This window comes from Streptomyces sp. LS-MS-L19 (assembly GCF_058382285.1).
Window position 1 is genome coordinate 7,581,171 of sequence record NZ_JBYCLL010000001.1, and the last position, 12,596, is coordinate 7,593,766.

8 protein-coding genes are annotated in these 12,596 nt (G+C 73.2%); 4 read left to right on the forward strand and 4 right to left on the reverse strand.

Annotated elements, in window-relative coordinates; translation table 11 throughout:
• Positions 1-66: 66 nt before the first annotated feature.
• The 4 genes from AC2XR2_RS33830 to AC2XR2_RS33845 all read right to left on the reverse strand — a co-directional run bounded on the left by AC2XR2_RS33830 (position 67) and on the right by AC2XR2_RS33845 (position 5,926).
• On the reverse strand, positions 67-3,132 hold the full coding sequence (locus tag AC2XR2_RS33830) for a beta-N-acetylglucosaminidase domain-containing protein (RefSeq protein WP_491517111.1): 3,066 nt from the start codon (positions 3,130-3,132) through the stop codon (positions 67-69).
• 47 nt (positions 3,133-3,179) lie between these two features.
• On the reverse strand, positions 3,180-4,220 hold the full coding sequence (locus AC2XR2_RS33835) for a lysylphosphatidylglycerol synthase transmembrane domain-containing protein (protein ID WP_491517112.1): 1,041 nt from the start codon (positions 4,218-4,220) through the stop codon (positions 3,180-3,182).
• Positions 4,221-4,444: 224 nt separating this feature from the next.
• Positions 4,445-4,906 carry a hypothetical protein gene (locus tag AC2XR2_RS33840; RefSeq protein ID WP_356466821.1) on the reverse strand — a complete coding sequence of 154 codons (462 nt, stop codon included), beginning with the start codon at positions 4,904-4,906 and terminating at the stop codon, positions 4,445-4,447.
• Positions 4,907-5,023: 117 nt separating this feature from the next.
• Positions 5,024-5,926, reverse strand: a complete 903-nt coding sequence (locus AC2XR2_RS33845; RefSeq protein WP_491517113.1) for a hypothetical protein — start codon at positions 5,924-5,926, stop codon at positions 5,024-5,026.
• A gap of 384 nt (positions 5,927-6,310) precedes the next feature.
• Between AC2XR2_RS33845 and AC2XR2_RS33850 the strand changes: the two genes are divergently transcribed.
• The 4 genes from AC2XR2_RS33850 to AC2XR2_RS33865 all read left to right on the forward strand — a co-directional run bounded on the left by AC2XR2_RS33850 (position 6,311) and on the right by AC2XR2_RS33865 (position 12,544).
• Positions 6,311-9,853 carry an AfsR/SARP family transcriptional regulator gene (locus AC2XR2_RS33850; protein ID WP_491517114.1) on the forward strand — a complete coding sequence of 1,181 codons (3,543 nt, stop codon included), beginning with the start codon at positions 6,311-6,313 and terminating at the stop codon, positions 9,851-9,853.
• Between the two features lie 153 nt (positions 9,854-10,006).
• Entirely contained in the window at positions 10,007-10,672 is a 666-nt protein-coding gene (locus AC2XR2_RS33855; protein ID WP_330263802.1) for a M15 family metallopeptidase, read from the forward strand.
• 133 nt (positions 10,673-10,805) lie between these two features.
• On the forward strand, positions 10,806-11,288 hold the full coding sequence (locus AC2XR2_RS33860; RefSeq protein ID WP_381299182.1) for an RNA polymerase sigma factor: 483 nt from the start codon (positions 10,806-10,808) through the stop codon (positions 11,286-11,288).
• Positions 11,289-11,398: 110 nt separating this feature from the next.
• Entirely contained in the window at positions 11,399-12,544 is a 1,146-nt protein-coding gene (locus tag AC2XR2_RS33865) for a C40 family peptidase (RefSeq protein WP_381299183.1), read from the forward strand.
• Positions 12,545-12,596: the final 52 nt, after the last annotated feature.

Genomic DNA, 12,596 nt, shown 5'->3' on the forward strand with positions numbered 1-12,596 from the left:
GGGAACTGGCGGCCGGTGGGGGCTGGTCGCGCAGTTCCCCGCGCCCCTGGGTGGGTTGCTCGCCCCTTAGTTCACAGGTAGCGGAGTCAGGGCAACCGCCAGCGGATATGCGCCCGTTGTGTAGACGTTGCCCGTGCTGCCCGTGTTCGTGTCCACCGGGACCAGGGCGTTGGCGTCCGCCGTTGTCACGTAGGCCGTGGTGCCGTTCCAGTTCAGGGACACGTCGAAGGCGGACCTGCCCACCTTCACCGGGGTGCCCGGGGCGCCGGTCACCGTGTTCACCGGGGTGATCGTGTCGCCGTTGCTGGGGCTGACCCAGAGGGTGCGGCCGTCCGGGGACAGCCCCAGGCCGTACGCCTGACCGGTGACCAGGAGGGTGGGTTCGGTGTCGTTCGTCGCCGTGTTGATGGGAGTCACCGTCGAGCCGCCCGAGTTGGAGACGTAGACCGTCCTGCCGTCGGGGGCCGCCACGACGTTGAAGGGGCTCGGGCCCACCGGGATCGCCTTGCCCGCCTTCGCGGTGGTGAGGTCGACGGGGGTGACCGTGTTGTCGTGGATGTTCGCCACGTACAGGGTCTTGGCGTCGGGGGTGATCGCCATGTTCTCGGGACCGTCGCCCACCGGGGTCGGTGTGCCCGTCCTCAGCGTGGCGGTGTCGATCGACTGCACTGTGCCGTCCGTGTAGTTGGCGACCCAGAGCGTGTCGCCGTCCGGGGTGAGGGCGAGGCCGGCCGGGACCTTGCCGACCGGCACCGTGGCGGTGACCTTGGCGCTCGCCACGTCGATCACGCTGACCGTGTTCGAACCCTGGTTGGCCGCGTACGCGGTACGGCCGTCCGCGCTCACCACGACCTCGCCGGGGTTGGCGCCGACGGCGATGTCCGTCGTCGTCCCGGAGGAGAGGTCGATCGAACTCACCGACGCGCCACTGAAGTCGGCCGTCAGGGCTCGGGGCGTGCCCGTGCCGTCCGTGACCTGGACGGGCAGTGCCCGGTCGAGGATGCCGGTGCCTTCCACGACGACCGAGTGCACACCCTCCGTCTTCCCCGTGAGGGTGATGGTGGCCTGTGTGCCCGTGCCTTCCGACGGTGTGGCGGTGACGCCGGTGGGCACGTCGAGCTTCCAACTGACCGGCCCGGTCCGGGAGTCGGAGAGGTCGAGAGTGACCGTCGCCGATGCCCCGGGCTTCAGGGAGAGGGACCGGGGCGAGAAGGTCGCGTCCACGCCGGGGTCGGGGGCGTTCTCCAGCATCGTCGTGTAGAGGAACTGGTCCATCACGCCCGGCGAGACCTGCTGCGGCACGGCGTCCAACTCCTTGCGGTCGGCCTGGAGTTCGCTCCAGTACTTCGACACCGCAGTCGTGTCTCCGGCCTTGTGCGCCAGCAGCAGGTCCACGGCCGTCCCGCCCGCGCTGCCGTAGCTGCCGAGTTTGTCCAGCCAGGCGGAGGTCTCGTGGAGGAAGCCCGGGTTGTCGAGGTGGGCGCGCAGCTGGGCGGGCGTGGCGGCCATGTCGGCGAAGTAGGACTTCAGTCGGGCCGCCGCCCGGTCGACTCCGCTGTTCTGCTGCAACGCCTCGCGGAAGGCGGCGATCAGCCCGGTGAGGGTGGGGGACTCGGTCGCGTCGAGCTGGGAGGAGTAGTTGTTCTCCGCGAAGATGCGCAGCCACTTGGCGGCGCCGGTGCCCTGTCCGGCCAGATCGCGGACCGAGGCGAGGAACGCCTCGCGGGGGTCGTAGGCGTTCGGGTTCCACAGGTAGGCGGCCGAGGTGAACAGGGCGAGCCGGCTCGCCTCGCCCTGGACCATCGGGTTGGCGGTCACCCCGACCGCCTGGGCGGCCACACCCGGTTCGCGGCCGGTGTAGGGGCCGAGGAGGAGACGGCTGGTGACGTAGTCGTTGACCGGGTAGTTGTCCCAGACCAGGATCGGGTGGCCGTAGACCTCGCGGGCCTGCTTCAGCTGGTCGGTGGTGATGGTGGGTGCGATGACGCCGACGCCGGTCCACTCGACGACCACGGACGGGTCGAGCCGCTCCCGCAGGGCCTTCTTGTAGGGGGAGTCGGCCAGGTCCGAGTACTCGGTGGGGACCGTCTCCAGGGGCTCCAGGTCCGGGTGCCGCGCGGAGAACCGCTTCCAGACGGTGTTCAGCAGCCGGGCCTGGGCGGCACCGGCCGCACCGCCGCCGGTGCCGAACTCCGCCTCGTCCTCGGGGCAGTTCCACTTCGTGTAGCTGATGTCGTCGAGCGGGATCGCGAAGGAGCGGACACCGATGGCGTACAGCGACTCGAACTTGGTGACGAGGGCCTCGACGTCGGCGTCGGAGGAGTAGCAGACGGAGAGGCCGGGGGAGAGGGCGTAGGTGAAGCGGACGTGGTCGGCCGTGGCCCGGTCCACCAGCTCCTTCAGCTGGGCCAGTTCGGCGGGCGGGTACTCGTCCCGCCAGCGGGCCCGCAGATAGTCGTCGTCCTTGGGGGAGTAGACGTACACGTTCTGCTTCGTACGTCCGTAGAAGTCGAGTTGCGCGAGCCGCTCGGCGTGGGTCCAGGGGGTGCCGTAGAAGCCCTCGATGACTCCGCGGAGGGCGGCGGTGGGCCAGTCGCGGATGGTCAGCGCGGGCAACTCGCGGCGCCCGTCGAGGAGTTGGCGCAGGGTCTGGGCGGCGTAGAAGGTGCCGGTCGCATCGACGCCGGAGAGGGCGAGGAGGGACCGGCCGTGGCTGCGGCCGGAGGCGAGGACGTAGCCGCCGGAGGGGAGGCCGTTCGGGGAGCCGGCGTGGAGCTGTTTCAGTACCTGGGCGGTGGCCTTGTTCTCGCCGGGGCCGCCCAGGTAGACGGTGAGGGCGGCCGGGGGTGGGCGGTCGCCGGTGTGCACGGTGGTGATGCGGTCGGCGCCGGCCGCCTTGAGGGCCGCTTCGACGACCCGTCGGGCGGAGGGGTCGGTGCCGGGGCCGACGACCTCGACGACCCGGTCGGGGACGGGCAGTCGGCCCTTTCCGACGGTCATGTGCTGCGGAGTCGGCCAGACCTGGGGCGCGGGCTGCCGGGGCGCGGCGGAGGCGGGGGCCCCGGGGGTCGCCAGGCCGAGGGCGAGGAGCAGGGCGGCGGTCGTACGTCTGAAGTTGATGAATGAATCCACCCTGAGAGGCTATTGACGTTGAATGAAGCATTCAATGGGGCGGGCGTTCAAAGAACCTTCCGGTGCACGAGGGCCGACATGCACAGCACCCCCGGCAGCAGCGGCAGCCACACCGTCAGGACGCGGTAGCCGATCAGGGCCGCGGTGCCGATGCCCACCGGAACGCCGTAGACGGACAGGGTGAAGACCATGGCCGCGTCCACCGGGCCGATGCCGCCGGGCGCGGGCACGGATCCGACCGCGGTGCTCGCGGCCAGGTACGCGAACGCGACCTGCGCCCAGGACAGCGTCACGCCGAGCGAGGCGCCGACCGCGTGGATCACGCTCGCCTGGAGCAGGGGAGCGGCGGCCGCACCGCCCCACAGGGCCAGGACCCGGCTGGGCATGGTGTGCAGCCGGCGCGCGTCGGTCAGGGCGGTCCGCACGAACGTGACCGCCGGGCGGCGCAGCGGACGGACCAGGAGCAGCAGCAGGAGCGTGCCGCCGAGACCGAGCGCCGCGGCCACCACCGGCAGGAACAGCATGCGCCAGTCCGGGACGAGCTCACCGAGCCGCAGCAGTCCGGGCAGGGTGACCAGGAAACCGACCAGCACCAGTGTCTTCGCGATCGGCCGGACCAGCGAGTACAGCGCGAGCGAGGCGGTGGCGCGGGCCAGCGGGATGCCCCGGCCCTGGAGGAAGCGCAGGGTGACGGCGTGGGCGCCGAGACTCGCCGGCAGCACGTGGTTGGCGGCACCGGCGGCGAACTGCGAGGCCACCAGGAGCCCCGGGGGCAGCCGCTCGGGGAGCGCGCCCTGGCGTACGACGGAGGCGGACACCCAGCCGAGGCAGGTCCACAGGAGCGCGACGAGCAGCCACCCGGGGTCGGCGTCGGCCAGCCGCGCGGTGCCGTCGTACAGGGCACGCCAGTCCAGCACCGCCCAGACGGCGATGAGCAGGAGGGGCAGCAGGGTCAGCAGCCGGCGGGTGAGACGGGACAGGGAGCGGCGGGAACCGGCGGGGGCGGGGGCCGGGGCGCTGCTCGGGAGCGGGGCCGGGGCGGGGGCGGGGAGCGGCCCCGGGGGACCTTCGAGCGGAAGCAGGGACACGGCTCACGTCGTCCTTTCGCGTCATGCCCCGTGCGGGACACGGGGCATGACGGAGGCAAGGCGATGCAGAGGGGACGAGGGAAACGTTCCCGCTCGGCGTGACGTTCAAATGTCCGGCAGTCGAAGGAGTGCGGGCGGGTGGGCGACACGGGGTGGGGCGGCGGTCACGGAAACGGGTCGCCCCGGCATCCGTGTCGGGGTGCCGGGGCGACGTCGCGGACCGGTCAGCCGCCCTGGCTGCAGTAGTCGACCCAGCGGTGCGAGGAGATGTTGTTGTTGACGCTCTTCCCGAACTGCTCCAGGCCCTCGCCGTAGGTGAAGCGGTAGTTGCCGGTGGTGGTGTCCCACCAGCGGTCGCCCTGGCTGATGCAGGCGTGCGCGCCACCGGCGTTGGGGGCCGTGTACAGGTCGACGGCGTCGAGGCCACCCGCGTAACCGTTGTTCCAGATGTCGGAGGTCAGGTTGCGGCAGGAACCCCAGTCGTTGGAGTTGCCCTGCCACTTGCACTCCCGGCCGCCGCCGTAGGGCTGGGTGTACACGTGCAGGTAGCCGTCCGCGGAGGCCAGCTGGGCGGACTTGGTCCCCTGGGAGCCCGACTCGGCGGCGCTGGCACCGGTGACCGGCGCGAAGAGGACGGCGACGGCCGCGGCGGAGGCGGCGAGGGTGAGGGCACGCTTGATGGACATGGGGTTCCTTCGTTTCGTGAGGGGTGGGTGGTGAGGGGTGGTGCGACCACGGCCGGTGCCGTGGTGGTCTGTGGGGACGTGGGCCCCTGGGGTGGCGAGGGGGCGGCCGGCGGCGGGTCAGTCGCCGCGGGCGACGATCGCCCGGGCCCGGGGCAGCGCCTCGCGCTTGAGCCGGTCGAGGTCGGCCGTCGGTCCGGGGTAGCGCCGGCGCAACTCGGCCCGGTACTCGGTGTCGAGGGACCTGGCCACCGCCGGCAGCTCACCGGCGCGGGCGCAGTCCGCCTCGGCCGAGGCCAGCCGTACTTCCTTCGTGTGCGGCCATGCCCTGTCGGGCCGGGTGGCCGCGGCACGGGCCTCGGCGGGGCTCTTGTACGGGTGCCCCTTCGCCTTCATGCAGCGCGCCCACGGTGCCACGGCCACCTTGTACCGCTTGTCGGTCAGCACCAGGTTGACGCGCAGGTCGCCGAGGCTGTCGGTGACCCGGGTGGCCCGGAACCAGGCCGGCAGGTCCTTGTACAGCGTCCGCTCCGCCTCGGCCTCGCAGCCCTGGTCGCTGTGCGTGACCCGGATGCCGGTCGGGAGGCGGGCGGACAGTCCCTTCGGCTGGGGCCCGTTGAGGGCGCTCACCAGGGCGGGTGCACGGTCGGCCGGCATGGAGTGGAAGTAGCGCTGGTTCGGGTCGCGCAGGGCCTCCTGCTGCCGCGCGCGGTAGAGGTCGGTGCCGTAGCCGTGCCGGGCGGCCCAGGCCGGGTCGTCGACGACGTACGGGAACCGGGTCGCTCCGTCGGCCGCCGGCCGCTTCTCGACCCAGTACTTGTATCCGCGCTTCTCCATGCAGTTCTTGATCAGGAGCTGCTCGGCGAGGTGCAGGGTCTGCTCGGGGTCGTCGGAGACGTGCCGGGCGGTGCCGGTGTCCGTGCCGGGAGCGGCCTGCGGGGACGACGTCGTACCGTCCGCGCACCCCGTGAGCGTCGCCGCCAGTACAGCGGCGGTCAGAAGGAGCAAGGTCCGGCGTGGCATCGGGCGACTCCCTGGGCGCGGTGGAAACGGCTTGTGCTTTCAGGCCGTTGACGCCTCTCGCGTCCCTTCCGTATGACCCGTGACGCAAAAGAATTTTCGCCGGGGGAAATATCGGCGGGCCCTCATACGAGCGGCCCGCGCGAGCCGTCCCTCAGGTGAGCCGGTTCTGTGTCGACCGTTGAAATCCGGCCAACCGCGGTTCGGTGGGGGTGTCGGTGAGTGGGGCCTCTGTTCCTGTCTCCAGGCGCTGTCCGGGGTCCGCCTCGGGGTGATCAGCCGTTCGGATCCGGCCAGCGCGGCTGTGCGCACGCCGTGCGGTGTCCGTGCCCGTCGATATCGTCGATCGCGTATCCGTGGGGTGGGCGGTGCGGCGATCGGGGGACCATGCTCCAGGTACGGCTACTGGGTCCGGTGGAGGTGTGGCAGGGCAACCGGCGGGCCCCGCTCGGCGGGGTCAGACCACTCGCCGTCCTGTCCGCGCTCGTCGTCCACCTGGGCGAGGTCCTCTCCACGGAACGGCTCGTCGACTCCGTCTGGGACGAACAGGCCCCCGCGACCGCCAACGCCCTCGTCGCCACCCATGTCTCCGCGGTCCGCCGCGCCCTGGCCCGGGTCGAGGCCGCCGAGGTGATCCGGACCCGGCCGCCGGGCTACGTCGCCGACCTCGACCCCGCCCAGGTCGACGCCCGCCGCTTCGAGGAACTGCTCGCGTCCGGCCGGTCCGAGGCCGCCCGGGGGCACGTCGAGGAGGCCGCCGAGCTGCTGTCGGAGGCGCTCGGACTGTGGCGCGGCCAGGAGGCCCTGGAGGGGCTGGCGCAGTCGTTCGCCCGGATCGAGGCGGCCCGGCTGGCGGAACTGCGGCTGGTCGCCCAGGAGGAGTCCTTCGGCCTGCACCTGGAGCTCGGCCGCGCCGACCGCACCATCGCGCCCCTGCTCGCGCACGTCGCCGCGCATCCCTTGCGGGAGCGGCCGCGCGGCCAGCTGATGACCGCGCTGTTCCGCACCGGCCGGGTCTCCGACGCCCTGCGCACCTACCAGGAGGGCCGCGAGGCCCTGCGGGAGGAACTGGGCATCGACGCGGGCCCGGAGCTGCGGGCCCTGCACAAGGCGGTACTGACCAACGACCCGGCGCTGCTCGGTCCGGGGGACCGGCGCGGCGAGGGCTCACGGGCCGCCGAGGGGTTCGGGTCCGGCACCGGGCCGCGGCCACGGCCGCGGTCTCAGGGCGCCGCACGACCCGGCGCCGGTGCCTCGCCGCCCGGTGCCGGTGCCTCGCCGCCAAGCGGTGGCTCCCGGGCCGATGAGTCCCCACGGTTCGGCCCGGGGGCCCGGTCGGGCGAGTCCGATCCCCTTTCCCCCGGCTCGCGGTCGCCGCACGAGTCCGCTCCGTTCGGCTTCGGCTCCGGGGCGCACGAGTCCGCTGCCTTCGGCTCCGGCTCCGGGGCGCGGGAGTCCTTTCCGTCCGTTCCCGGCTTCCGGTCGCACGAGTCCCAACCGTCCGTCCCCGGCTTCCGGTCGCACGAGTCCCAACCGTCCGTTCCCGGCTCGCGGTCGCCGCACGAGTCCGTTCCGTTCGGCCCCGGCTCCCGGTCCTCGGTGGCCGGGCGGCAGGTCGGGGAGCGGGCGGCGGTGCGTCGTACGGCGGCCGGGGCCGGCGCGGTCGCGCGACCCGCCCCCTCCCATCTGCCCCCGGACATCGCGGACTTCGTCGGCCGTGCCGACCAGATCGACTGGGCGGTCTCGCTGCTGGGCGGAGTCGACGACCCGGGCCGTACCGCCCCGCCCATCGGGGTGATCTCCGGACGCTCGGGCACCGGCAAGACCGCCCTCGCCGTCCATGTCGGCCACCGCACCGCCGAACTCTTCCCGGACGGCCGCCTTTTCGTGGACCTGCGGGCCGCCGACACCGCCCCCCTCCAGCCCGCCGACGCCCTTGCCCGGCTGCTGCGCGCCATGAGTGCCGAACCCGAGACCCTGCCGAGCTCGGTCGAGGAACTCACCGGCCTGTACCGCACGTACACCGGCCACCGCCGCATCCTGCTGATCCTCGACAACGCCGCCGGGGAGGCACACGTACGACCGCTGCTGCCGCCCGGACCCGGCTCCGCGGTGCTGGTCACGAGCCGGCGCCGGCTGGTGGCGCTGGAGGGCGCCGCCCACCTCGACCTGACCGTGCCCGGCCAGGACGAGGCCCTCGAACTCCTGAGGAGGGTCGCCGGAGCGGACCGTACCGACGCCGAGCCGGAACAGACCGCCGAGATCGTCTCCCTGTGCGGGCGGCTGCCGCTCGCCGTGCGCATCGCCGGGGCGCGGCTCGCCGCCCGGCCGCACTGGGTGCCCGGCCGGCTCGCCGCCCGGCTGCGCGACGAACGGCTCCGGCTCAACGAACTGCGCGCCGGGGACCTGGAGTTGCGCACCAGCCTCGAACTGGGCTACGCCGACCTCGACCCGCAGGAGCGGCGCGCCCTGCGTCGGCTCGCCCTGCTCGACCTGCCCGACTTCGCCGCCTGGATCGCCGCGCCCCTGCTGGACATCGGCACCGAGGAGGCCGAGGAGGCCGTCGAGCGGCTGGTGGACTGCCACTTCATCGACGTGATCGGGGTGGACGGCACCGGCCGCAGCCGCTACCGCATCCACGACCTGGCCCGCGAACACGCCCGTGAGCGCTGTCTGTCGGAGGAGAGCGCCGAGGAACGCTCGGCGGCCGTGCTGCGGCTCGTCGAGTGCTGGCTCGGACTCGCCGAGAAGGCCGCGGCCCGGGGCCCCGGCGGCGCGGCCCGCTACTTCCCCGAACCGGCCTCCGTACGGCCCGTCGACCCACGGGACCCCGGGGCCGAGGAGGATCTGCTCGCCCGGCCCGCCGCCTGGTTCGCCGCCGAACAGGCGGGCCTGCTCGCCGCGGTGGACCACTGCGCCGACCACGGCCTGGACCGCGCCGCCCGGGACCTCGCCGGGGCGCTGATCGCCAGCTCCGTCGCCCTGTACAACCAGTTCGACGCCTGGTCCCGCTCGCACACCGCGGCGATGGCGGCGGTGCGCCGCAGCGGCGACCGCGAGGGCGAGGCGTGGCTGCACGTCGGACTGGGCCAACTACGCTACGAGCAGGACGAGCTCGAGGAGTCGTACGGCTACTTCAGGGACGCCCTGAGGCTGTTCGAGGCCCTCGAGGACGTGCCGCAGGGGACGGCCCAGGCCCTGGTCGGCATGGCCACCGCCCGCAGGGAACAGGCCCTCTTCGCGGAGGCCCTGGAGCTGTTCGGCGCGGCGCTGGAGCGGTACGGGCCGGACGGCGACCGCGGGGCCCGGGCCCAGGTGCTGTACGGCATCGGCTGCGTCCACCGGGAACAGGGGCGGGGGGCGGACGCCCGCGAGGCCTTCACGCAGGCCCTGGAGCTGTACCGGGCGGAGGACGACCGGTTCGGTGCGGCGCTGACCGTGCGTTCGCTGGGCCTGTGCCACAGGGCGGAGGGCGAGTGGGCGGCGGCGGAGGGATTGCTGCGGGACGCGCTGCGGGGCTTCGCCGACCTCCACGACACATTGGGCCTGATGTACACGGAGCAGTCGCTGGCGAAGGTGGAGCTGCGGCAGGGGCGGCTCGGCGAGGCGCGCGAGCGGCTCGAGCGGTGTCTGGAAGTGGCCCGCGACCGGCAGGACCGGTTCGGGGAGGCGCTGGTGCTGCGGACGCTGGGGGAGTGGCACCTGGCCGCCGGTGACGCGGTGGCCGCGCGGGGGCCGTTGGAGCGGGCGCTCGGTGGGTGGGAGGCGTTGCGGCTTCCCCTGTGGCGGGCGCGGACGCTGTGGGATCTGGGGGAGGTGTTCGACGCGGTGGGGGAGTCGGGGCCGGGTTCGGATGCCCGGGCTGAAGCGATGGGTGTGTTTCGGGAGTTGGGGGCCAGGGAGGCGCGGGAGCGGGGTGATGGCGCCTAAGAGGGTGCCGCGATCCGTTGTAGGGCGACCACGGGTGTTTCGTGGCTGGTCGCGCAGTTCCCCGCGCCCCTGACGGGGCGCTGCAGAACCCCTGTTCAACTGCTTGCAGGCGTTCTGCAGAGCAATTGCAGAGCTGGCCGGGACGCTGTTCCCGTGACCGACATCATCACGCTTGCCGATCCTCGGGTCGCCGCCGTCCGGCCGGACGAATGCGGGGAGCCGCTCGTCGATCTGCGGGTCGGCGGGCAGTTGCTGCTCGACGAGCGGCAGGCCGACGGCGACGGCAGCTACGCCCATCTGCGGGCCGGCGCCCTGGAGCGGCTCGTGCGGGCGCAGCGGCTGCTGCCCGCCGGGATCCGGCTGCTGGTGGTCGAGGGGTACCGGCCGCCGGACCTCCAGCGCCGCTACTTCGAGCAGTACGCGGCGACCCTGCGCAAGGACCACCCGGACGCGGGTCCCGAGCGGATCCGTGAGCTGGCGAGCGCGTACATCTCACCGCCGGAGGTCGCCCCGCACGTCAGCGGCGGCGCGGTCGACCTGACCCTGTGCGACCACACGGGCCGCGAACTGCCGCTCGGCACCGAGGTCAACGCCACCCCGGAGGAGAGCGGCGGCGCCTGCCGCACCCACGCACCCGGCGTCAGCGCCGAGGCGCGCGCGAACCGGGCCCTGCTCGGCCGCGTGCTCGGCGCGACCGGGTTCGTCAACTACCCCACCGAGTGGTGGCACTGGTCGTACGGCGACCGGTACTGGGCGCTGCTGCGCCGGGTGCCGGCCGCTCGCTACGGCCCCGCCGCCCCACCCCGCCCGCCGGCCTGACCACCGGCGCGGGACAGCACCACAGAACACCGCAAGGGATCACATGATCACCGCCAGGGATCACCGCAAGGGGGAACGAGTGGACCACAGTCCTCATGGCTGTCCGCCACCGCCGCGTGAGGCCGACACCCGGATGAGCCCGGGAGACTTCGACGCCTCCTTCACGGCCGACATGCCACGTCTGCGCAGACGGCTGCTGGCGCTGACGGGCAATCCGCACGACGCCGACGACCTGCTCCAGGAGACCTATCTGCGGCTCTCCCGACGAGCCCGCGCCCAGAGCCTGACGCGACAGCAGCATCCGTACGCCTACACCTGCGCCGTCGCCCTCAACCTGCTGCGCGACTCCTGGCAGCACCCCTCCCGCCGCGAGCGCACCACCGACGAGCTGCCGGAGGCCGGCTGGGACGGCGGACTCGCCTCCTACGAGGCCTCCGCCACGGCGCTCTCCCTGCTCGGCATGCTCTCCGAGAAGGAGGCCGCCGCGGTGATCCTCGTCGATCTGGAGGGATTCACCCACGACACGGCCGGGGAGCGGCTCGGCGCCCACCGCGGCACGGTCCAGCGCAACCGGCTGCGGGGCCTCGCCAAGATGCGCGCCGCGCTCCACAACTGACCGGGTGGCACACCTCCACGGGGGTGGGGTGTGCCGCCCGGTCTGCCCGCCGGCGTCACCGGCATCCCGCCGGCGCCATCTCGACGTCACCTCGACGAAGGAAGAGTCCCTTGAAGACCATCAGCACGCGCCGCCGGACCAGCGGCGCGATCCTGGGCGCCTCGGCCCTGGCCCTCACCGCCTTCTTCTCCGCCCCGGCCCACGCGGCCCAGGCCGCCGCAGACGCGAGCTGTGGCGTCCTCGCGCCCGGTGCCTCGGCCACCGCGCAGGCCGCCGTCGCCGCGGCCTGTTCGCAGATCGGCGTCTGGTACAGCTGGGGCGGCGGCCACGCGGCCACGCCCGGCGCCAGCTACGGCTACTACGACGGCTCGGACCCGGACAGCCTGCACGACGGCGAGCGCAAGGGCTTCGACTGCTCCGGACTGATGCGGTACGCCTACTACCAGGCCACCGGCAAGGACCTGCTCAACGGCACGGCCGACGACCAGTTCCACACCTCGCAGGCCTCCGCCCGCTTCTCCGCCGGACAGGGCACCGCCCCGCTGCTGCCGGGCGACCTGATGTTCTGGGGCAGCGGGCACATCCACCACGTGGCCATGTACCTGGGCAACGGCCAGATGGTCGAGGCGTACGAGTCCGGCACCCACATCCGGGTCACCTCGGTGCGCACCGGCGGCGACTACGCGGGCGCGGTCCGGATCAACGGCTCCGGCACCCCGATCCCGCCGCCCGCGAACGGCGGCACGGTCTTCGAGACCTGGGGCACCGGCGTGCGTACGCACCGGTCGCCGAGCGTGGGCTCCGCCGTCGTCGACACCTTCCCCGGGCCGACGCAGGTGTCCGTGCAGTGCCAGCAGCACGCGGAGACCGTGACCGCCGAGGGCTACACCAACGACGCCTGGTCCAAGCTCGCCGACGGCTCCTGGGTCACCAACATCTACATCAAGGGCCCGGCCTGGCTGCCCGGCATCCCGGACTGCGGCGGCAGCAGCACCCCGCCGCCGTCCGGTGGCAGCAAGGCGTTCCAGACCTGGGGCACCGGGGTGCGCACCCACAGCGAGCCCAACGTCAACGCCGGCGTGGTCGACTACTTCGCGCAGCCCACCACGGTCAACGTGGTCTGCCAGGCCCACGCCCAGACGGTGACGGCCGAGGGCTACACCAACGACGCCTGGGCGAAGCTCACCGACGGCTCGTGGATGACCGTCATCTACATCAAGGGCCCGGAGTGGCTGCCCGGCGTGGCCACCTGCTGACCTGAAGGACGCCTCGACCGGACCGGTCCTGCGGGTGGGCCGGTCCGGTCGC